The 21,116-nt window shown below is 35.9% G+C and carries 18 protein-coding genes and 1 pseudogene; 11 read left to right on the top strand and 8 right to left on the bottom strand.

The window, feature by feature from the left end; all coding sequences use genetic code 11:
• Positions 1 to 377 precede the first annotated feature (377 nt).
• The 4 genes and pseudogenes from NSQ59_RS15855 to NSQ59_RS15840 all read right to left on the bottom strand — a co-directional run bounded on the left by NSQ59_RS15855 (position 378) and on the right by NSQ59_RS15840 (position 5,028).
• On the bottom strand, positions 378 to 845 hold the full coding sequence (locus NSQ59_RS15855) for a DUF2691 family protein (RefSeq protein WP_340832269.1): 468 nt from the start codon (positions 843 to 845) through the stop codon (positions 378 to 380).
• 58 nt (positions 846 to 903) lie between these two features.
• Positions 904 to 1,919: pseudogene (locus NSQ59_RS15850) on the bottom strand (IS1595 family transposase).
• Positions 1,920 to 2,875: 956 nt separating this feature from the next.
• Positions 2,876 to 3,298: an OsmC family protein gene (locus tag NSQ59_RS15845; RefSeq protein WP_340832267.1), complete on the bottom strand. Its 423-nt coding sequence runs from the start codon at positions 3,296 to 3,298 to the stop codon at positions 2,876 to 2,878.
• Positions 3,299 to 3,684: 386 nt separating this feature from the next.
• Positions 3,685 to 5,028 (bottom strand): arsenic transporter, encoded by a 1,344-nt coding sequence (locus tag NSQ59_RS15840; RefSeq protein ID WP_055740252.1) that lies wholly within the window; start codon positions 5,026 to 5,028, stop codon positions 3,685 to 3,687.
• A 641-nt stretch (positions 5,029 to 5,669) separates the two neighbouring features.
• Between NSQ59_RS15840 and selB the strand changes: the two genes are divergently transcribed.
• On the top strand, positions 5,670 to 7,553 hold the full coding sequence (selB, locus tag NSQ59_RS15835) for a selenocysteine-specific translation elongation factor (RefSeq protein WP_340832264.1): 1,884 nt from the start codon (positions 5,670 to 5,672) through the stop codon (positions 7,551 to 7,553).
• A gap of 55 nt (positions 7,554 to 7,608) precedes the next feature.
• Here selB and NSQ59_RS15830 read toward each other — a convergent pair whose 3' ends face one another.
• The 4 genes from NSQ59_RS15830 to kynU form a co-directional block, all read right to left on the bottom strand.
• Positions 7,609 to 8,337 (bottom strand): class I SAM-dependent methyltransferase, encoded by a 729-nt coding sequence (locus tag NSQ59_RS15830; protein ID WP_055740249.1) that lies wholly within the window; start codon positions 8,335 to 8,337, stop codon positions 7,609 to 7,611.
• A gap of 261 nt (positions 8,338 to 8,598) precedes the next feature.
• Entirely contained in the window at positions 8,599 to 9,429 is an 831-nt protein-coding gene (kynA, locus tag NSQ59_RS15825; protein ID WP_055740248.1) for a tryptophan 2,3-dioxygenase, read from the bottom strand.
• A gap of 18 nt (positions 9,430 to 9,447) precedes the next feature.
• The gene (gene kynB, locus NSQ59_RS15820; protein WP_055740247.1) at positions 9,448 to 10,077 is read right to left on the bottom strand and encodes an arylformamidase; all 630 of its coding nucleotides are present in this window, start codon (positions 10,075 to 10,077) and stop codon (positions 9,448 to 9,450) included.
• 16 nt (positions 10,078 to 10,093) lie between these two features.
• Positions 10,094 to 11,368 carry a kynureninase gene (kynU, locus tag NSQ59_RS15815; protein ID WP_340832259.1) on the bottom strand — a complete coding sequence of 425 codons (1,275 nt, stop codon included), beginning with the start codon at positions 11,366 to 11,368 and terminating at the stop codon, positions 10,094 to 10,096.
• A gap of 197 nt (positions 11,369 to 11,565) precedes the next feature.
• Here kynU and NSQ59_RS15810 point away from each other — a divergent pair, with 197 nt between their 5' ends.
• The 10 genes from NSQ59_RS15810 to NSQ59_RS15765 all read left to right on the top strand — a co-directional run bounded on the left by NSQ59_RS15810 (position 11,566) and on the right by NSQ59_RS15765 (position 21,116).
• On the top strand, positions 11,566 to 11,916 hold the full coding sequence (locus NSQ59_RS15810) for a DUF485 domain-containing protein (protein WP_126647478.1): 351 nt from the start codon (positions 11,566 to 11,568) through the stop codon (positions 11,914 to 11,916).
• Positions 11,913 to 13,451: a solute symporter family protein gene (locus NSQ59_RS15805; RefSeq protein WP_055740244.1), complete on the top strand. Its 1,539-nt coding sequence runs from the start codon at positions 11,913 to 11,915 to the stop codon at positions 13,449 to 13,451. Before NSQ59_RS15810 ends, NSQ59_RS15805 begins: the two co-directional genes overlap by 4 nt.
• A 279-nt stretch (positions 13,452 to 13,730) precedes the next feature.
• Entirely contained in the window at positions 13,731 to 14,906 is a 1,176-nt protein-coding gene (locus NSQ59_RS15800) for an ABC transporter substrate-binding protein (RefSeq protein WP_055740243.1), read from the top strand.
• Between the two features lie 82 nt (positions 14,907 to 14,988).
• Entirely contained in the window at positions 14,989 to 15,867 is an 879-nt protein-coding gene (locus tag NSQ59_RS15795; RefSeq protein WP_055740242.1) for a branched-chain amino acid ABC transporter permease, read from the top strand.
• Between the two features lie 15 nt (positions 15,868 to 15,882).
• A complete protein-coding gene (locus NSQ59_RS15790; protein ID WP_340832255.1) occupies positions 15,883 to 16,854 on the top strand; it encodes a branched-chain amino acid ABC transporter permease in 972 nt (323 codons plus the stop codon).
• Positions 16,829 to 17,608: an ABC transporter ATP-binding protein gene (locus tag NSQ59_RS15785; RefSeq protein ID WP_055740240.1), complete on the top strand. Its 780-nt coding sequence runs from the start codon at positions 16,829 to 16,831 to the stop codon at positions 17,606 to 17,608. The genes NSQ59_RS15790 and NSQ59_RS15785 overlap by 26 nt, the downstream gene beginning before the upstream one ends.
• Positions 17,608 to 18,315 carry an ABC transporter ATP-binding protein gene (locus NSQ59_RS15780; RefSeq protein WP_055740239.1) on the top strand — a complete coding sequence of 236 codons (708 nt, stop codon included), beginning with the start codon at positions 17,608 to 17,610 and terminating at the stop codon, positions 18,313 to 18,315. The genes NSQ59_RS15785 and NSQ59_RS15780 overlap by 1 nt, the downstream gene beginning before the upstream one ends.
• A gap of 166 nt (positions 18,316 to 18,481) precedes the next feature.
• Complete coding sequence (gene fabF, locus NSQ59_RS15775) at positions 18,482 to 19,714, top strand: beta-ketoacyl-ACP synthase II (protein ID WP_340832252.1); 1,233 nt, start codon at positions 18,482 to 18,484, stop codon at positions 19,712 to 19,714.
• Positions 19,715 to 19,902: 188 nt separating this feature from the next.
• Entirely contained in the window at positions 19,903 to 20,490 is a 588-nt protein-coding gene (locus tag NSQ59_RS15770; RefSeq protein ID WP_055740237.1) for a TerD family protein, read from the top strand.
• Positions 20,491 to 20,534: 44 nt separating this feature from the next.
• Positions 20,535 to 21,116, top strand: a complete 582-nt coding sequence (locus NSQ59_RS15765) for a TerD family protein (RefSeq protein WP_055740236.1) — start codon at positions 20,535 to 20,537, stop codon at positions 21,114 to 21,116.

Below are 21,116 nucleotides of genomic sequence, written 5' to 3'. Positions count from 1 at the left end.
CCTTCTCATCAAAGAACAGAATGAATTCTGTTCTTTGATGAGAAGGCCACCAAGCGAAGCGCGGTAGTAAAACCCCAAACGTTCTTACACTAGCAAACAAGTGAAATGCGACAACTATCTTGACAAACACCGGATATCGTAAATTAAAACTTTTATTACAACCAAAATATGACTAAAATCTGCCCTAATACAGTTAAAACTAAAAAAGGAACCACTATTAATGTATCCATTTTGCAAAGATAATTTGGGTAGAATTTATAATAAAAAGGCTCTGTTAAATAATATTGTTGATATTCAAATAAAAATCAAGGACCTTTTTATAGGTCCCTGATTTTATTCTTTTTGATTAAATGTCTTAGTTAAACTAAAATCAGCTATTACCACACTGATAGCCTTGTTCTTGTATCGTTATTATCTGTAATATAAAGGAGGTTATTAAAACTCTTTAATTTCGCAATTTGATATAAGCCTTCGAGTTTTGCCTTGTCTTTACAGTAAATTGTCACATATATAGAGTCAACAACTAAAAGTACGAGCTGACAATTGCTGTTTACAAATTCCTCATACGTTTCAATAAGTAATGAATTTTTCCCTTTCGGATAGGCTTGTAAATTTACAAAGATAAGATAATACTTATTTTCTTCTAAAAGTTCTTTAAGAAGTAAGCCATCCATCCCGTTTATCTCTTCTGGGAAAAGAGGTTCCTGTAACTTATCATCCTCCACTAAATATGACTCTTCTCCACCGCTTGCCCAAACGAATTCAGTAATTTCAAACGGTATTAATATCTCCCAAAGAAAACTTCCGTATTCATTTGGAATTTCAAAACTTATACCTCTTTTCATTTTTTATCTCCTGCCTTTATTTAATTAACTTGCCCTTTGAACAAGGGAAAAAGCAACGTTATAACTGAAAAGATGTTAATCTTAGCCTATCATAAGAGTAGCATCGGTAGAGAACAAACAACTATCAACCACCATTTTGCTTACCGTCGTAGGGTCATTACGGAATCTGATAACGTCCAGGAATTGAAACCAACTCAAATTATGATTAAGGTATTTGGTTGCCACTCCATTAAATCGGTCCATCCAGCCTTTTAAACGACTGTGATAATTATTTGCATTTTGGATATGGTAAACCCCTTTGACTCGTTCCTTCCCATCCGATTTGAAGGGGTAATGTTCCAATCCTTTGTCTTTTGCATAGGTTTTAAAAGCTCGCCACGCATCGGTACAAAGAATATTTGATTTAGATAGTTTGGAGCCGATTGCTTTCTCCAAACGGGATTTTACAATACGTCCTTGTCCTATCGCTTTGGAATATGTCAGTTTTTGACGGTCTCTGGCAATCAACACACAGACTTGTTCCTTACTGATACCACGGAATTGAGAGGCTCCGCCACGTTTACGAGTTTTACGACCATTTATGGTTCCGTTTACCTTTTTCAGAGTATAGGAAATAAGTCTCGTCCATCTCAACGATACCAGAAAAATGGTCAAAATCCATTTGCTTTAAAGCGGACAAAATCTTATGTCGCCAATAAAAAAGGGTAACATAGTGGACCTCAATCAACTCAGATGCTTTTCGTAAAGAATATCCCTCAATCATACACTGAATGAAATCCAGCCATTTATGAGGAAGGTGCGAGCCACACAAAGGGGTATTCGTAACATCTGTAAAGGTTTTCTCTCAGTCTTTGAAGCGGTAACGCTGGCGTTCCATTGTTCTCAATCCTGCTTTAACGGAATATTTCCTAAGCGGACCACATTATTCGAATAACAGTGAGTGCAGGTGTAGCCATCCTTATGTTTTTGCTCGGATACCTCTTTGAAAATAGGCTCACTTGCAGAATATGACGCAAGAGATTTCGTGAAAAACTCTTTCAAACGAAGTTGGTCTGCCGTATTGAGTTTGTGAATCTACTTAATAATGTCCGTTAACGCCATTGAAAACCACTCACTTTTGTTCTTTTAATATTTCTATTGTAGAACAAGAGTTCGTTTTATTCAAATATCAACATAATCGTTTAACAGAGCCAATAAAAAAGAAAAGAGTAAAGTAAACTTTTACTGTATTATGAGGACTAAAAATAAGAAATGAAAACAAGAACAGATAGGGTTATAGTATGGCTTGTGAAGAACAAATAAACTAATCAGAAGGGGATTGTCTGTTTTATGTAATTTGTTTACATTTTATAACTTTTTAACGGGGGCATTCCTTTAATAAGTGATACTCTTTTCTAATTGAGTTAAAGGGGAAGATGAGTTGTACAGCAATAATATTAGGATTTTAGCTTCTGAAAAGAAAGAGTAATTATCATCATATTCATTTTAGAAAAAATTCGGTGCCGAGTTTGGTGCCCATTTATAAAAATTTATTGATACTACAAAACACGCTAAATAACAGAAACCTTATTCTATAGCACTTAATGGGACTTTGGGATACTATAAATAACATACTGGATAGAACTTCAAAACCTTCCTGAGAGGCGCGTGCCGTCTCTGCTGGGTTCGATTCCCAGGCAGTCCCGCCATTCCTTACATATCAAGAATATCTGCTTGATTACTTGGAATTGTGAAGAGGATTATCCTGTCAATAAGTATGATATATTTATACAAGGAAATGAAGCCTAGAAATATTTTTCAAAATTAAGCTACTTAGTCGCATATGTTATAACTCAAGCGCCTAGTTTCGGCTGTTACGATATGTCTGTGAGGGCGCTAATAAGCAAGATAAAAGGGATATTTCAGAAAACAGAAACATCCATTCGTTAGCATATTAGAGAAACTTGTTTGTAGTAATGGGAAATAAATCTATAAAGATATAACCCTTCTGGCAGATATAGATATGAATATCACTTTTCTTACCCAACTATTTAAATGCCTTTTGTTTTCATGCCATTAATGGAGTAACTTACATGGATAGTTGCGCTTAATGAATGGGCTACTGAACAATATTTATCTACGGAAAGCTGGATCGCCCGAACGACCTTATCTTCAGGAAGGTCTCCTTCTAATACATAGTGAATGTGAATCTCTGTAAATTTTTTGGGGTGATCGTTTGCCCGCTGACCTTCCACATCCATGTAAAAATTAGTAGGGTTCAATCGCATTTTTGTCAAAATAGAGATAATATCAATTCCTGTACAGCCTGCTACTGCATCAAGGAGTATTTCTGTCGGTCTTGCCCCACTATTTGAACCCCCGTCTTCTTCTGCAGCATCCATTTTTATTTCATGACCGGATGGTGTTATACCCGAAAATGCCATTTTACCTTTCCAATCTATCCTGGTCTTCATTGTCTTGGACCTCCTAGTTTTTCTATATAAATATTAATGTATGCAGTCATTATCATTTTAGTATAATGCATCTTATAATGTTTCCAGTTAGCCGAATTTTAAACTCATTGTTCATAAAAAGAAAAAAATGACATAGTTATATAAAGTTTTAGAAAATTCGTTTGTGTTTTAATTGAAAATATCTAATGTATAAATGTCTCAAAATAAAATAAAAAACTGATCACATCCTCCGACGAATCAGTTTAAATAGTGCACAATTTTTCCCTAATGATCTTCATTAGGATTTTTTTTTTGGTTAAAAACCAACGATGCAACTTTTCAAAATTTAAGGTACATACAAGATCTTATATTTATTGGATATCCCAAAATACCGTTTCTTTTTCGGATTAAAATAACCATGAAACCCAATAATAGAGGATGAATAAGGTAAATATCAATGTAGGTGGAATAACGGTAATGGTGATTTTTACATATTGTTTCCATGTGATTCTGACTTTCCCTTTTTTAAGAATGTGCATCCACATAAGTGTTGCTAGTGTTCCCATCGGTAAAAGCAATGAACCGATATCACTTCCGATAACATTTGCCAAATACGAGATTTTAAGGGAAAGGGGATCTAGATTCATATTTGTTAAAGTGAGCGTTCCAACCATCAGAGCAGGGTGATTATTAAAAATATTAGATAAAACGGTAAGTAGCAGCCCCATCATAACACTTGCATGGAGTAAGCTTCCTGAAACAATAGGGTGCATAAAATGAATAAGCCATTCAGTCAACCCAATATTGTGTAACCCATATATAATCACATACATACCGAAAGCAAACACGAGAATATACCATGGAGTCTTTTTCAGCATATCAATAGGTGGTACTTTTAAATAAATCCATCTCCAGCTCAACAAAACTAATGATCCGAAGACAGCCATCACGGAAACAGGAATGGAAAAATAGGATGCAGCAAATAAACTCAAACGTACAGCTAAAACGAAGAGGAGAACATTTCTCATAAAACGGGTCTGTTTCTTATCATTGTCTGTTTCAATCGGGGCTTTAAGTGGGTGATAAGCTGGATTAGAAAGGCCTGATACTCTTGTTGGTACTGTTTTTGGAATATCTTTATGAAACCTGAAAAACAGTAGGACAACGAGAAAAAGCAATCCGAGCGTGGCAGGAATAAACATCATTGCTGTATGCATATATAACGTCATATTCACTATTTTTAATGCGATTAAATTTACGATATTACTTACCCCGATGGGGGCACTGGATGCAGTTGCAATAAGACCTCCTGAAAGCAAATAGGGTATTTTCTGATGATTTTTTAATCCCATATTATTTAAAAGCATAACTAAAATAGGTGTTGTAATTAAAATACTTCCATCGTTATTAAAAAAGAGTGTCATTAAAAAACATAGGAGATTTACATACCAAAATAACCGAATTCCTGACCCTCTTGCTTTCTCTGCTAACTTTTCGGCCATCCAATGAAAGAAGCCGAAGCTTTCTAATACAATTGCCATAACGATTGTTGCCATAATGGTTATGGCTGCACCACTTATGGTTTCTGTTATGGTACCGAGATCGGATATCGATACACTACCGCTAAGTATCACTAGAAGAGCACCTGCCATTGCTGGAACAGCTTCATTAATTCCTTTAGGCCTCCATAGTATTAAGATGACGGTACCGATAAAAGCTAATATGGTCATCCAAACCATAATTGAAGACATTTTATTACTCCTTTCATATAAACACCTTTAATCGGAAATCCTCCTAAGGAATTATATTAATGTATAGAATTTGTCCATCCATTACTTCTATCTCTGTAGTTATTGTGTACGTTATTTATATGTAACTATGGTAAGACAAGCGATGGGTTAATTCCTCTTTTTTTTATATTTCCGCTGGAATCTAACGGCTTATAACTTATAAATCTATGAAAAAAATGAATTAACTTTTATATGGAGAAAAAGCTGTTGTAATTTCCGTATTGATATAAGATTAATAAAAACATTTTTATAAATGATGCATGTAAAGGTTATCGATATTAATACCACTGACATGTTTTTATGACAAACTGGCTCAATTACACGTTTTTAAGTATAATTTGAATAAAGCTTTACTATATTAATTTATTTATAATTGGCGGTGTTTTTTCTTGGAAAAAACGTATTATGTTGCAACCCTGTTTTTTGGGTGCATTATAACGTTAGCAATTCTCTGTTTTGCAATTGTATGTTTTTACCTTCATTATCTATGGATTGGGATTTTCTTTCTGTTAATTTTTGCTGCAGCAATCTCCATGAATGTTGTCTTTGCTAGAAAATGGTTTCATAAAAGTAAAAACGGATAATTTTTAGCAGGTGAGTATATGAAAAAAAGGTATTTTACTGTAGGAATGGCAGGCCACATCGATCACGGAAAGACTGCATTGACAAAAGCTTTAACAAATGTTGATACAGATCGATTGAAAGAAGAAAAGGAACGGCAAATTTCGATTGAGCCTGGTTTTGCTCCTCTTTATGATGATGATAGGATTCAGATCTCCATCATTGATGTGCCAGGTCATGAACGATTTATTCGTCAGATGATTGCTGGTGTAGCAGGAATTGATTATGTTGTTCTTGTTATTGCAGCGGATGAAGGAGTTATGCCACAAACTTTTGAGCATGCAGAAATACTTTCCTTTCTTAATATTGAACATGGATGCATTGTCCTTAACAAGATAGATAAGGTTGATGAAGAAGTATTAAAAATGGCTGTTGAGGATATTCAGGCAGGCTTGAACGGTACAATGTTTGAAGGGGTACCAATTTTCCCAGTTAGCAGCGTAACAGGGGAAGGTTGTGATATGTTGAAATCTTCTATTGTAGAAACGTTGCTTTTGCAGCCTGAAAGGCATATATATGATACCTTTCGTTTTCCAATCGATCAAGTATTCACGGTAAAAGGTCAAGGAACTGTTGTGAGGGGAACTATTTATGAGGGATCTGTAAAAGAAGGAGACAAGTTAATAAGTCTTCCTAACCAACTCGATGTGAAGGTTAGACAAATTCAGGTACATCATGAACAAGTGGACACTGCGTATGCTGGACAAAGAACGGCATTAAACATAACAGGTATTCCATTACATCAAATGAAAAGAGGAGATACACTAGTTAGCTCTAATTCATACATAACATCCGATACAATTGATGTTAATTTAAGTTTAGGAAGTAACTTAAAATATACAGTTAAACAGCGTATGCCTATTAAATGCTATATTGGCACTACTGAGGTAATGGGGAAAATTGTTTTCTTTGATCGTAATGAAGTTACGATGGAAAAAGAAGATATATTATGTCAATTAAGATTAGATTCTCCTATTGTGGCAAAGCGAGGGGATCGCTTTATTATTAGAAGACCATCTCCGTTCGAAACAATAGGCGGCGGATGGATTATTGATCCGAATGGGAAAAGGTATAAATTTGGCCGGGATACGATTACTCTTTTACAAAAGAAAAAGTCCGGTAGCTTTTCGGACAGATTATTCTCTTTTCTAGAGGAAGCAAAAGCGCTGGAAAAAAAGCTCATTTTATCTAATTTGTCTATTTCTCAGGAGGAGCTTGAAAAAGAAATTCAGCATCAGGAATGGATCGTCTATAATGATTTCGTAACACATAGAAAAATATTAAACGAAATGGTCAATGAAATGGAACTTAACATAATTGATTTTCATCATCTGAATCCATTACAAACAGGATTAAGAAAAGCGGAATTATTTCAAAGTATACAAAGGCAATATCCCGAACACTTAATAGAGTACTGCTTAAAGAAGGGTCTCGAACAAGGCAAATGGGAACAAGAGGGACCTTACGTATTCAAAAAGGATTTTCATCCGCATCTCCCTGATAAATGGATAAAACCGATGTCATCTTTAGTGGCCTCGCTTAAAAATGATAATTGGAAAGTAGATAACTTTATAACATATATAGAGAAATCAGGCATTGAGAGTAATAAGGCGCAAGAAGTTATTAAATTTTTAATGGACGAAGGAAGTATTGTTCCATTGACCCCAGCCCTTTACTGGCAAAAGGATGTCTTTCAATATTATGTAAATGAACTCAAGACCAAAACAAATGCTATTTTTGACATGCAAGAAGCAAAAGCGATTCTTGGTTTTTCAAGAAAATATTTGGTTCCGTTTTTAGAAGCGATGGATAGAGAGAAATTAACGTGCAGAAAAGATGGCGGGAGAATGTGGACAAAACATTAATAGGATAGTATTAAAGAATGCCCATAGCGTTTCGAAAACGCTGCGGGCATTCTTTCTAAAAGCTTTTTTCTGCTCGAAATACACGAAAACCAATTAAATGTCCATAGACATTTGTTAGCTGATTATGTGCAAGTAAAATAGCGACTAAATCAGGTGTAACATTGGGAGACATTTCAAATTCCGGATCGAGTAATGGTTGTGGTTGCTGCAAATGATTTAGGATGGATGTGCCCAGCAGTATCTTAATCGGAAAGAATCCTGATGCAGCCATTTGTTGCAACCATTCATTTTCTGTTAGAATATTGTCCATCCCATATACGGTACAAATTTGATCTTTTTCTTCATTACTAAGAGGTCCTTCAGCTGTCATATCTAAATCTATTAGAATTCCATTTGGTTTTAAAACACGGTAGTATTCGTTTAGTGTTTTACTAATATTAGTAAAGGCAGTTACGGACTCTGCAATTACTATATCAAAGGACTGATCGGGAAAAGGCAATTTCTCAATACTTCCTTGGAATACTGGAATAGACAAATTTTCTCTGGAAAAACGCTGCTTTGCTTTTTCTACCATTATCGGATGATGGTCAATTGCGGTAACTTGACATTTATATTCCTTGGCAAGATATGCTGAAGTCTGGCCAGTTCCACATCCGGCATCTAATACCGCTGTATTTGGTGAAATTCCCTCTTTTTGCAAAATTTGCTTTGTCAGATGCAGTCCGCCTGGATGTGCCCCGCCTATACCATAAGATGCTAGTGCATCCTGATAAGTAGATTTCAAGTTTTTCACCCCTAAAATCAAATCATATTAAGGCTGATTTTGCCTTCGATTGTTGTTTTTCACATAATGGTTTAAACTGTAATTTATTTGAATATGAAGTAACTTTTCGTCCTATTTAAAAACTTGTTTAATAAGGAGAACAAGTAAATCAATATTTACGAAAAGAGCATCTAGTTTAACCATCATATGAACTAGGAGTGAATGTGTGACAAACTATAGGTATATACCTAGTTTCAAAATGTGAGTGTGGGAAAATCAAGCTTATAACTTTGTCCGTAAATCCCAAAGTTCAGGAAAAAAACGATGGTCCAAAACTTTTTTTAAGTAACTGACCCCCGCTGAACCACCTGTACCCGGTTTGTGACCGATAATCCTTTCTACTGTTTTCATATGACGAAATCGCCATTGCTGAAGCCAATCTTCAATATCTACTAGTTTTTCTGCTAATTGATATAAATCCCAATATTGATCGACATTTCTGTATACTTCTAACCATGCTGCTTCAACGGTATGATTGGCTACATAAGGAGAAGAGTAGTCCCGTTCTAATAGCTGTTCTTCAATAAAAAAGCCTTCATTGTTTAATGCCTGAATTGCTACATCATATATACTTGGCGAATGTAACGCCTTTGTTAACTTATCATGCAGAAGTGCATCTTTTTTATAGATTGCCAGTATATGTTTTGACTTATAGCCCAATGCAAATTCAATCATTCGATATTGATAGGATTGAAACCCGGATGCCTGCCCTAACTGGTCACGAAATTCCATATATTCTGAAGGTGTTAAAGTTGATAAAACATCCCATGCCTGAATAATTTGTGTTTGAATTTTGGATACACGTGCTAGCATTTTAAACGCGGTTGCCAACTCACCATCTTGTATGGATTGTATGGCAGCTGTAAGTTCGTGAAGAATTAATTTCATCCAAAGTTCACTGACTTGGTGAATTATAATGAACAGCATTTCATCATGATGATTGGATAACCGCTTTTGACTTGCAAGCAGCTGATCTAGCTCTAAATATTCTCCATACGTCATTTTATTAGTAAAATCCGTATAGATTCCTTCCTGCGTCTTTTTATCTGTCATAATCCCACCTCCATACAATTACGTTAATGCAACAGGCTTCACGATGGCACGAACAGGACTGCCATCTGCTTCCTCTATCAATAATGGTAAAGCAATTAAATGGTAATCTCCTGGAGATACATGTGCTAAAACAACATTTTCTAAAATATGAACCCCGTTATCAAAAAGTGCATGATGGCTTTCTAAATCTTTGCTGTCCAAAGGATCAACAGAAGGGATATCTACACCTATAAGTTTTATTCCTTTTTGTTTTAAATAGGGTCCAAGATTAGGATGTAAAAAAGGAATACTATTTGGAAAAATGGTAGGATTGGAAATTGATTTTGTTTTAAACAGTAATCTGCTTATCCCTGATAAATCAAACTCTTCAAGCTCATTTGCTCCAATAGTCTCTAAATGGGATACATCAATAACTCTAGCATTTCCCACATATATAGAAACATCCAATTCTTTTACTTTTCGTCCGTTAGAATCGAAATGATAGGGTGCATCAATGTGTGTACCGGTATGAACACTCATTGTGAGCTTCCCGATGTTGACGGACCCGCTTTGTTCTTTTGTAACAGTAACCTCAAAGGAAAATGGAGTATCTCCTGGCCAAACTGCAATGTCATTGGTTAATGGCTGTGAAATATCAATCCAAGTCATACGTTTTTAATCCTCCTTATGCAATAACTTCTCTAGTATTTTTAAAATTCTTGTATTTCTTTTCAACCATAATTTCTTTTAAGATAGAAATTGCATGGTAAACATCCTGATAGGAATTGTAAAAAGCAATTGGTGCAAGTCTAATGCCATTTGGCGCTCTAAAATCCGGAATCACCCCGTTTGCTTTTAATGCTTTGCAAATGCTGGCAGCCTCTTGGTGTTCTAGATATACATGCCCACCTCGCTTTATTTCTTCGAGCGGATTCGCTAGTATAAATCCATATTCATTTAATTCATTCTTCACAAGTTCAATCATATAATTTGTAAGTTTAATTGATTTCTCTCTAAGTTTTTGAATGCCTACTTCGGCAAACATTTCAAGTGATCCTATTAAAGGAGCCATACTTAATAGATGTGGTGTTCCAATTTGATAGGCACCAGCATGATGTGCAGGTGTTAAAACATGCTCCATATCAAATTGCACGTTCTTGTTCGAGCTAAACCATCCTGCAAGACCAGGCACATTTCCAAAATGATGTTCGTGTACAAATAATCCGCCAACACTTCCTGGACCGGCATTTAAATATTTGTAATTGCACCAGAAAGCAAAATCAACATTCCATTCATGCAGTGCATGGGAAATGGCTCCAATGGAATGGCATAAGTCAAATCCTATACGTATATTTCGGTCATGTGCTGCTTTAGTCAAGCGTTTCATATCTAGTATTTGGCCGCTTCGGTAAAGAACACTAGGCAGTACAATGAGGGCAATATCATCGGTCATCCCTGAGATAATTTCACCTTCATTAAGTGTTTTGCCATCCTGACTCTTTACCCTTATTAAATGAGTATCTGGATCATATCCTTTTTGCTTTATCTGGCTTTGTAAAGCATAAATATCAGATGGGAAATTTAATTCATCTGCCAATATTTTTGTCTTTTTCCCTTTAGGCTTATAAAAAGTTGCCACAAGCTGATGAAGGTTTACCGTCGTGGAACCGGTTACAATAATTTCTTCTGGAAAAGCACCAACAAGCGGAGCCGTTAAATTTCCGAGTTTTTCTGATAAATAAAACCAAGGATATTTTCCTTTTGTCCATCCATCTATCCCGAACCGCTTCCAAGAATCCAATATTTTCAGTAATGAGCTTTCCGCCCGCTTAGAGAGGAGACCTAATGAATTCCCATCAAGGTAAATTGTTTCTTCAGGAAGATAGAATTCCTTCCTATATATTGCTAACTCATCTTGTGCATCTAAATCCTTTGCATACGCCTGTGAGTATTTATTCATTTACTGATTTCCTCCTATTCTAGTTGTTCATTTGTTAAAACTGTGAATAATCTCGCCCTTTCTTTTACTATACAATAAGACTGCCGATACTGAAAATCATTTATATTTTAAATATTAAAATAATATTGACAAGTTTTATCTTTTAAACTTACTATAATTTAGAAAGTATGAAAAATTTTGAAAGGGAAGTGAGGAATATGGAAAAAAATAAGCTGAAACAAAAGCAAGGACGTAAACATATCGATTATGAATCGATTGCCTCTTCAAGTAAATTTAAAAAACTAATTTCAACAAAGAAAAAATTTATCGTCTCTGGCACTATTTTCTTCTTAGTCTTCTATTTCGCGCTACCAGTTCTTACCTCCTACACGACTGTTCTTAACAAAAAAGCATTTGGTGATATCTCCTGGGCATGGGTATTTGCCTTTTTACAATTTATTATGACTTGGGTGTTATGCACTATTTACGTGAAAAAAGCTGCATCCTTTGACAAGCTTGCCGATGAAGTTATCTCCGAAAATATTAATAAAGGAGAAGTTGGAGCATGAGTGGAACTGTCATTACTTTATTTCTTATTATAGTTGCCCTTACATTAGTCATTACTTATTATGCAGCGAAGAAAACAAAAACCGCCAATGAATTTTATACCGCTGGAGGGGGACTTAACGGTTGGCAAAATGGATTTGCCATTGCAGGTGATTATTTATCTGCAGCATCCTTTTTAGGGATCGCCGGGATGATTGCTTTAAACGGCTTTGATGGATTCTTTTACAGTATTGGATTTTTAATTGCGTATCTTGTGGTATTATTTATCGTTGCAGAACCTTTAAGAAATCTTGGTAAATATACACTTGCCGATATGATTAATTCAAGATTTGATGCAAAAAAAGTTCGGGCAGTTGCTGCTTTAAGCACTATAACGATCGTTATCTTTTACATGATTGCTCAGTTGGTGGGTGCCGGTGCTCTTATTCAGCTATTATTTGGATTAGATTATTGGGTTGCCGTCTTAATTGTGGGTGTTATGATGACCATCTATGTATTATTTGGCGGGATGACAGCTACAAGCTGGGTGCAAATAGTAAAGGCTATATTACTTATGATTGGTACGATTGTCATATCCTTTCTTGTTCTGTATAAATTTAACTTTAATATCGCAAATATGTTTCATCAAATGAAAACCATTACTCCGCTAGGTTCAGATTATTTAAATCCTGGCGTCAAATACAAAATGCCATTGGATACGCTCTCATTAATGTTGGCACTAGTATTGGGAACCGCAGGGCTTCCACATATATTAATGCGCTTCTTTACAGTAAAGAATGCAAAAATAGCGAGAAGCTCTGTTATTACCGCAACATGGGTCATTGGGATTTTTTATGTTTTAACTATTTTCTTAGGATTCGGTGCGGCTGCATTTGTTGGGTTTGATAAAATTAAAGAAGCGAATGCAGCAGGGAATATGGCTGCACCACTACTGGCTGGTGCACTTGGCGGGGACTTCTTAATGTCTTTCGTTTCAGCAGTAGCCTTTGCAACCATTCTTGCCGTTGTAGCAGGACTTGTATTATCCGGTGCGTCTGCATTTGCTCATGATATTTATGCACAGATAATCAAAAAAGGCGAGGTAACAGAAAAGCAACAAATGAAAGCAGCGAGATATGCTTCAGTTGGAGTTGCCGTTCTTTCGATTCTTTTAGCATTGTTTGCACAAAAAATGAATGTTGCCTTTCTTGTTTCACTTGCTTTCTGTGTAGCAGCAAGTGCCAACTTGCCTGTAATTATCTTTACGATTTATTGGAAGAAATTTAATACAGCTGGTGCGATTACCGGAATGCTTTCAGGGTTATTATCATCACTAATTCTAGTTATCATTAGTCCTAATGTATTCTCCCCTGTAGAAGGTGCAGCAATTTTTACAGGAGAACCGCTTATTACATTAACAAATCCGGCCATCATTTCCGTGCCTCTTGGGTTTATCGGAGCGTACATCGGTTCGGTAATTTCGAACAAACAGGATGTAAAACGGTTTGCAGAAGTATCGGTTAAAGCGAATACAGGTTACCGTGAAAATGAGATGTAGGAATGAAAGAAGTAATGCTAATTGGGCATTACTTTTTTCATTGTAAAAAATAAAATGGAAGACTTCCAAACCAAATATATGAGTGGAAATATTGTTTATCTTATATTTAGTATTTTTCGAACTATTTTCCTATATAGTATAGACGTAGATTAAATAATTTTGTACAATGTTTTCAGAATATTATTTGTTATGGGAATTATCCCAAATGAATGATATTTAAAAGAGGTATTTCCTCAGACGAATCATCCATAAAAATAAACTTAAAAGTGGGGGCAGAAGATGAAAAATAAAAAGTTTGTAGGAATCATGATGTCATTATTGCTTTCAACAGGTGTAATTGCCGGTTGCGGATCTGCATCAACTGGAGGTTCGGGTAAAGACAGCAAGACAATAGTAATTGGCGAGAACCTAGAATTATCTGGTGGTGTTGCTTCGTATGGTTCATCGGCGGATAAAGGTATTGCGCTTGCACTGGAGGAAATTAATAAAAAAGGAATCGATGGCAAGAAACTTAAAATAGTAAAAGTCGATAATAAATCGGATCAACAGGAAGCTACAAGTGCAGCACTTAAATTGATAACTCAAAATAAAGTGTCCGCTATTATTGGAGCCGCAACAAGCGGTGACACATTAGCACAAGTTCAAATTGTAGATAAAAAGAAAGTTCCCCTTATTACAACATCTGGTACAGCATCAAATATTACTTATGATAAGGGAAAATTAAACGAATTTGTATTTAGAACCTGTTTCATTGATCCATTTCAAGGGGTTGTATCCGCTAATTTCGCTAGCAACAATTTAAATGCTAAAAATGCAGCGATCTTTATTGACAGCTCAAGTGATTATGCTAAAGGCCTTGCAAGCAACTTCAAGGATACTTTCACGAAAAATGGCGGCAAGATTGCAAAGGAAGAAGCATATTTAGCTAAAGACACTGATTTCAGAGCACAGCTGACAAACATTAAAGCCAAAAATCCGGACGTAATATTTGTACCAGGTTATTATGAAGAAGTTGGGCTCATAGTGAAACAAGCCCGTGATTTAGGTATTAATGTCCCTATTATGGGTGGTGACGGATGGGATTCTCCTAAATTAGTGGAACTTGCAGGTGCGAAGGCACTTAATAACACCTTCATCACCAATCACTATTCTTCAGGGAATACAGAAGATCAAAAGGTTCAAGATTTTGTAAAAGCATTTAAAGATAAATATGGCCAAGAACCGGACGGATTTAATGCACTTGGATACGATTCCCTTTATTTGATTGCAGATGCTATTAAACGTGCAGGTAGCGGAGATCCAGTTAAAATTAAAAAAGCCCTTGAGGAAACAAAAGATCTCCAGCTAGTAACAGGTACATTTACATTTGACGATAAACATAACCCGGTTAAATCAGCTGTTATCTTAGAGTATGTTGACGGAAAACAACAATTTAAAGCAAAAGTAAATCCTTAAGAAAATACCACTTAGAGGGGGGACTTGTCCCCCTATTAAAGTTTTTAAAGACTGGAAAAAGTTATACAAGGAGAGTGCGAAAATGGAATTCATACAACAATTAGTTAATGGTATATCTCTCGGTAGTATATATGCACTGATCGCGCTCGGTTATACGATGGTGTATGGAATTGTTAAATTGATTAATTTTGCCCATGGCGATGTTTTTATGGTAGGTTCATTTATTGGATTTTATTCTATTACCTATTTACATTTAGGATTTTTCCCGGCATTGCTTTTATCCATGCTTGTATGTGCAATATTTGGAATGTTAATAGAACGTATTGCCTACAAACCATTACGTAATGCTACTAGGATTGCTGCTCTAATAACTGCAATTGGTGTTTCTTTATTTATCGAATATGGAATGGTATATATTCGCGGAGCACAGCCTGATGCTTATCCAAGGAATGTTCTACCCAATAAAACATTTGACATTTTTGGGGTAAGTATAAGCAGTCAATCTATATTAATTCTTGTAACATCTATCGCACTTATGATTATTCTTCAAGTTATTGTTCATAAAACAAAAACAGGTAAAGCAATGCGTGCCGTCTCCCACGATGCTGAAGCAGCGAAATTAATGGGGATTAATGTTGATAGAACGATATCTGCAACATTTGCTATCGGTTCTGCTCTAGCAGGGGCAGCAGGTGTTATTTTCGGTATTTATTACATTAAAATTGAGCCGTTAATGGGAATGATTCCGGGAATTAAAGCATTTGTGGCAGCGGTTCTTGGAGGTATTGGCATCATTCCGGGAGCGATGGTTGGCGGTATATTGCTCGGAGTGATTGAAGCGATTGTCAGTGCATTTGGATTTTCGTTATGGCGAGACGGGGTTGCATTCGTCGTCCTAATTCTCATATTAATTTTCCGTCCATCAGGTATATTTGGTAAAAATATGAAGGAAAAAGTATAGAAAGGTGACGAGGATATGCAGAAAATAAAACAACTTAAAAGTTTTTATATTAATATAATAGCCGCTATAATCGTCTTTGCAATCGTTCAGTTTTTAATTTCCGGACAGCTACTAAATGATTTTTATATAAATACTCTATTAGTAATTGTCATTAATATTATTTTAGCTGTCAGCTTGCATTTAATAATTGGTATAACGGGTCAGTTTTCTATTGGACATGCTGGATTCCTTTCAATCGGAGCATACTCTGCAGCTATTATTACGATGAAATTGCAATTACCTTTTGCACTTTCTTTATTGGTTGGCGGTATTGCAGCTGCCATAGCGGGACTGATTATTGGTATCCCAAGCTTACGTTTAAAAGGAGACTATTTAGCCATTGCCACCCTTGGTTTTGGGGAGATTGTTCGTATTACTTTGCTGAATATTGATTATGTCGGCGGTGCAAGTGGTATGATGGTAGATAATTTAACAACCTGGCCATGGGCATTTTGGTGTATGGTTATAACGATTTTGGTCATAGTTAATTTTACTAACTCTACCCATGGCAGAGCATGTATATCAATCCGCGAAAATGAGATAGCAGCTGATGCAATGGGGATTAATACAACTTATTATAAAGTAATGGCATTTGTTATCGGTGCGTTTTTTGCTGGAGTTGCAGGCGGTTTATATTCCCATAACTTTTATATTATTATGCCAGGGTCTTTTGGATTCATGAAGTCCTTTGATATTTTAATTTTTGTTGTTTTAGGTGGTTTAGGAAGTTTATCAGGATCCGTAATTGCAGCAATTTTATTAAGTATTGTTTCTACATTCCTTCAGGATTACCCAGAAACTCGAATGGTTATTTACTCTCTTGTACTGATTTTAATGATGATTTTCCGCCCGCAGGGATTATTAGGTACAAAAGAGATTACCTCCTTTTTCAAAAAAGGAAAGTCATCAGATGGGGGGAAACATGATGGAAAACAAACTGTTGCTTAAAGTTGAAAATGCAGGGATACAATTTGGCGGTTTAAAAGCTGTATCAAACACAAATGTAGAGATTAAAAAAGGGGAATTAATCGGCCTCATTGGACCAAATGGAGCAGGTAAAACAACTTTTTTTAATCTTCTTACAGGTGTATATGCTCCAACAGAAGGAAATATATTACTTGAAGGTAAGAGATTAAACGGACTTCCTCCCTATAAAATTACACGAAAAGGTATCAGTCGTACTTTTCAAAATATACGTTTATTTAATGAATTATCAGTGCTTGACAATGTGAAGGTTGCCTATCATACAAACTCAAAACACAGTATATTAAGTTCGATTTTTCGACTCCCTCCTCATTTTACAGGTGAAAGAGAAATGGAAGAAAAGGCAATAGACTTCTTGAAAATATTTAATCTTGATGGCTTTTTATATGAAAAGGCAAAGAACTTGCCATATGGGCAGCAAAGAAGATTAGAAATTGCACGTGCCCTTGCTACTCAGCCTAAGCTTTTATTACTGGATGAGCCCGCTGCTGGTATGAATCCAAATGAAACAGAAGAGCTTATGAATTTAATCAGCTTCATACGTGAGAAATTCGATTTAACTGTATTATTAATAGAACATGATATGCAATTGGTTATGGGAGTTTGTGAGAGAATTTATGTACTTGATCATGGACAGCTTATTGCTGAGGGATCTCCTTCTGAAATCAGAAACAATCCAAAAGTTATTGAAGCATATCTGGGCGAGGAGGTCTCATAATGCTAAAAGTTGAAAACATAGATGTTTATTATGGGAATATACAAGCTTTAAAAGGAGTGTCACTAGAAATTAATCAAGGGGAAATCGTGACATTAATTGGAGCAAACGGCGCAGGGAAAAGTACTCTATTGAAAACCATCTCCGGTTTATTAAAGCCAAAAAATGGTGAAATACTATTTGAACGTAAATCAATAAAGGGTAAGGCGGCTCAAACGATTGTGAAGCAAGGTATTTCTCATGTACCTGAAGGCAGACGAATTTTTGCCAATATGACAGTAACGGAAAATTTGGAACTTGGGGCTTTTTTAAGAAAAGATAAAGCAGGTATACGTCAAGATCTCGAAAGGGTATACCAATTATTCCCAAGACTTTATGAACGTAAAAAACAGTCTGCAGGTACTTTATCCGGCGGTGAGCAGCAAATGCTTGCGATGGGCAGGGCTCTAATGGCAAAACCACGCCTCCTCTTATTGGATGAACCATCCATGGGATTAGCACCATTATTGGTGAAAACCATTTTTCGAATCATTGAGGAGATTAGCCAAACGGGTACAACCATTTTGCTAGTGGAGCAAAATGCTAATATGGCTTTATCAATCGCTGACCGAGCTTATGTTATCGAAACAGGGCGAGTCGTCCTTTCCGGTACACCGGACGAATTAAATACAAGTGACCAGGTTAAAAGTGCTTATCTAGGTGGACATTAGTATATATGGAATGGAAAGAATTTATTCCAAATTGGCAGAAATGTCAATTTGGATTTTTTTTTTTTTAAAATAATTAGTAAATACTGGAGGTTTTTGCAATTTTATGTCGAATGTAAACTGAAAAATAGGATTATTTTGATAGGGGAAATGGAGGAGGAATGTAAATATGAAGAGGGTTGTTGTAACAGGATTAGGGGCAGTTACACCTTTAGGGAATAATCTAGAAGAAATATGGGACTCAGCAGTAAATGGCAGATCTGGGATTGGTTATTTAACTAGATTCGATGCAACTAATTTTTCTGCAAAAACCGCAGCAGAGGTCAAAGATTTCGATTTATCCAATTATATGAAGGTAAATGAAAGGCATCGAATGGATCGCTTTACACAGTATGCCGTTGCCTCTGCCATTATGGCTGTAAAGAATGCAAATGTGACCATTAGTAAGGATGTCTTACCTGAAAATATAGGAGTATGTTTTGGTACCGCGATAGGAGGTATCGAAAGTTTTGAGGAAAGCTATCAGAACTTAATTACTGGTGGGTATCAAAACTTATACCCTTTTTCTACTACGATGGTGATTAGTAATATGGCTTCTAGTCAAGTTGCAATCACCCTTGGTGCAAAAGGATATAATAATTGCGTGGTTCTTTCATGTGCTTCAAGTTCGAATGCTATAGGCGACGGATATAGGGCCATTCAAAGGGGAGATGCAGAAATGATGATAGTCGGCGGAGCTGAGGCATCCATTACACCGCTTGGTGTTGGAGCATTCTGTGCAATGGGTGCAATATCTACCAATCCAGACCCTGAATCTGCTTGCCGACCTTTTGACGCGAATAGAGATGGCCTTGTGATGGGGGAGGGGGCAGGAGCACTACTCTTAGAAACCCTTGATTCAGCAATAAAGAGGAATGCTGATATTTACGGAGAAATAATTGGATATGCAACAAATAGCGATGCATACCATATAACAAGCCCAGCTCCAGGTGGAGAAGGGAGCATAAAGGTAATGGAATTGGCATTAAAAGACGCAAGTTTACGAAAAGAAGAAATTGATTATATTAATGCACATGGAACAAGTACTAAAAATAATGATAAAATGGAAACTGCCGCTATAAAAAAATTATTTGGCGAAAATGCTTATCATATTCCAATAAGTTCTACAAAATCAATGACTGGACATATGATGGGGGCTGCTGGGGCTATAGAAGCAATATTCTCCTTAATGACGATTCGTAATGGAGTTATTCCGCCAACCATTCACTTGGAAAATCAAGATCCAGAATGCGATTTAGATTATGTTCCTAATATTGCCAGGAAGAAGGATGTAAAAACGGTTCTCAGCAATGCTCTTGGCTTTGGCGGTCATAATTCTGCCCTAATTTTTAGAGCGGTATAAGATTTATTATAAGAAATTGAAACTTTTTATTCATGACATTCGTAATAAAAAATGCAAGATGTACAACATTTCTATTAAAACGTTTACCAATTCTTTCATTAAAGGTGTTTTTGTTGGAAATTGTCTATGAATAAAGTAAAATATAAATAGTATAATGTCGAAATAAATTACATAAAGGAGTGATTTTTTTGGCTATTTCTTTAGCGAAAGGTCAAAAAATAGATTTAACAAAAGGAAACACAGGTCTTAGTTCATTATTAATTGGCCTTGGCTGGGATCCCGTGAAGAAAAAAGGATTTTTTGGCACGAAAACACCAAATATTGATTGTGATGCTTCTGTTATAATGTTAAATGAGGCAGGAAAACTAGAAAGCAAACATGATGTTATCTATTTCGGTAACTTAAAAAGTCAATGTGGAAGTGTTCGCCATACTGGTGATAATCTTACGGGTGATGGCGATGGGGACGACGAACAAATTTTAATAGATTTACATAAAATTCCTTCAAGAATTCATTCGCTTCAATTTGTTGTTAATATTTATCAGCCTGTTCAAAGACGACAAGACTTTGGAATGATTGAAAATGCATTTATTCGAATTGTGGATAATAAAACGAATTCTGAGCTTGCTCATTTTAATTTAACGGAAAATTACAGTGGTTTTACAGCACTAATTCCAGGAGAAATATATCGCCATAATGGAGAATGGAAATTTAATGCGATTGGACAAGGTACAAGAGATACTTCAATTGGGGAGATCGCTAATAAACTTGTTTAAATTCATATGAAACTCTAGTTAAATTTTGAAAGGATGTTATGGAAATGGCAATCAGCTTAGCAAAAGGCCAAAAGGTAGATTTAACAAAGACTAACCCAGGACTGCAAAACATAGTTGTAGGTTTAGGTTGGGATGTAAATAAATATGATGGCGGCAATGATTTTGATTTAGATTCCTCCGTATTTTTATTAAATTCCGAAGGTAAATGTACCTCAGAAGCAGACTTTATATTTTTCAATAATTTAAAAGGCGGAAACGGATCTGTAGTTCACAATGGCGATAATCGTACAGGAGCTGGAGAAGGAGACGATGAAACCATTTCTGTCAATCTGTCTCAAGTTCCAAGCAGTATTCAAAAAATCGCATTTACGATTACCATTCATGAAGCGGAAGCACGCAACCAAAACTTTGGACAAGTTTCGAATTCGTTTGTAAGAATTGTAAATGAAGCTAATGGGGAAGAATTAATTCGCTACGATTTAGGGGAGGATTTTTCCATTGAAACAGCTGTTGTAGTAGGGGAATTATATCGCCATAATGGCGAGTGGAAATTTAATGCAATAGGCAGCGGCTATCAAGGTGGTTTGGCAGCGCTTGTCACTGATTTTGGCTTAGATGTTCAATAA

Origin of the sequence: Margalitia sp. FSL K6-0131 (assembly GCF_038008735.1) — a bacterium.
GTDB classification, from domain to species: Bacteria; Bacillota; Bacilli; order Bacillales; family Bacillaceae_C; genus Margalitia; species Margalitia shackletonii.
The sequence above is the reverse complement of the archived record's forward strand: the minus strand, read 5'-3'. Positions and strand labels throughout refer to the sequence as shown.

Bases quoted from the DNA above. Each gene is read 5' to 3' on its own strand.
- NSQ59_RS15855 (WP_340832269.1), bottom strand. From the start codon at position 845: ATGAAAAGAGGTATAAGTTTTGAAATTCCAAATGAATACGGAAGTTTT.
- NSQ59_RS15845 (WP_340832267.1), bottom strand. From the start codon at position 3,298: ATGAAGACCAGGATAGATTGGAAAGGTAAAATGGCATTTTCGGGTATA.
- NSQ59_RS15840 (WP_055740252.1), bottom strand. From the start codon at position 5,028: ATGTCTTCAATTATGGTTTGGATGACCATATTAGCTTTTATCGGTACC.
- selB (WP_340832264.1), top strand. From the start codon at position 5,670: ATGAAAAAAAGGTATTTTACTGTAGGAATGGCAGGCCACATCGATCAC.
- kynA (WP_055740248.1), bottom strand. From the start codon at position 9,429: ATGACAGATAAAAAGACGCAGGAAGGAATCTATACGGATTTTACTAAT.
- kynB (WP_055740247.1), bottom strand. From the start codon at position 10,077: ATGACTTGGATTGATATTTCACAGCCATTAACCAATGACATTGCAGTT.
- kynU (WP_340832259.1), bottom strand. From the start codon at position 11,368: ATGAATAAATACTCACAGGCGTATGCAAAGGATTTAGATGCACAAGAT.
- NSQ59_RS15810 (WP_126647478.1), top strand. From the start codon at position 11,566: ATGGAAAAAAATAAGCTGAAACAAAAGCAAGGACGTAAACATATCGAT.
- NSQ59_RS15805 (WP_055740244.1), top strand. From the start codon at position 11,913: ATGAGTGGAACTGTCATTACTTTATTTCTTATTATAGTTGCCCTTACA.
- NSQ59_RS15800 (WP_055740243.1), top strand. From the start codon at position 13,731: ATGAAAAATAAAAAGTTTGTAGGAATCATGATGTCATTATTGCTTTCA.
- NSQ59_RS15795 (WP_055740242.1), top strand. From the start codon at position 14,989: ATGGAATTCATACAACAATTAGTTAATGGTATATCTCTCGGTAGTATA.
- NSQ59_RS15790 (WP_340832255.1), top strand. From the start codon at position 15,883: ATGCAGAAAATAAAACAACTTAAAAGTTTTTATATTAATATAATAGCC.
- NSQ59_RS15785 (WP_055740240.1), top strand. From the start codon at position 16,829: ATGATGGAAAACAAACTGTTGCTTAAAGTTGAAAATGCAGGGATACAA.
- NSQ59_RS15780 (WP_055740239.1), top strand. From the start codon at position 17,608: ATGCTAAAAGTTGAAAACATAGATGTTTATTATGGGAATATACAAGCT.
- fabF (WP_340832252.1), top strand. From the start codon at position 18,482: ATGAAGAGGGTTGTTGTAACAGGATTAGGGGCAGTTACACCTTTAGGG.
- NSQ59_RS15765 (WP_055740236.1), top strand. From the start codon at position 20,535: ATGGCAATCAGCTTAGCAAAAGGCCAAAAGGTAGATTTAACAAAGACT.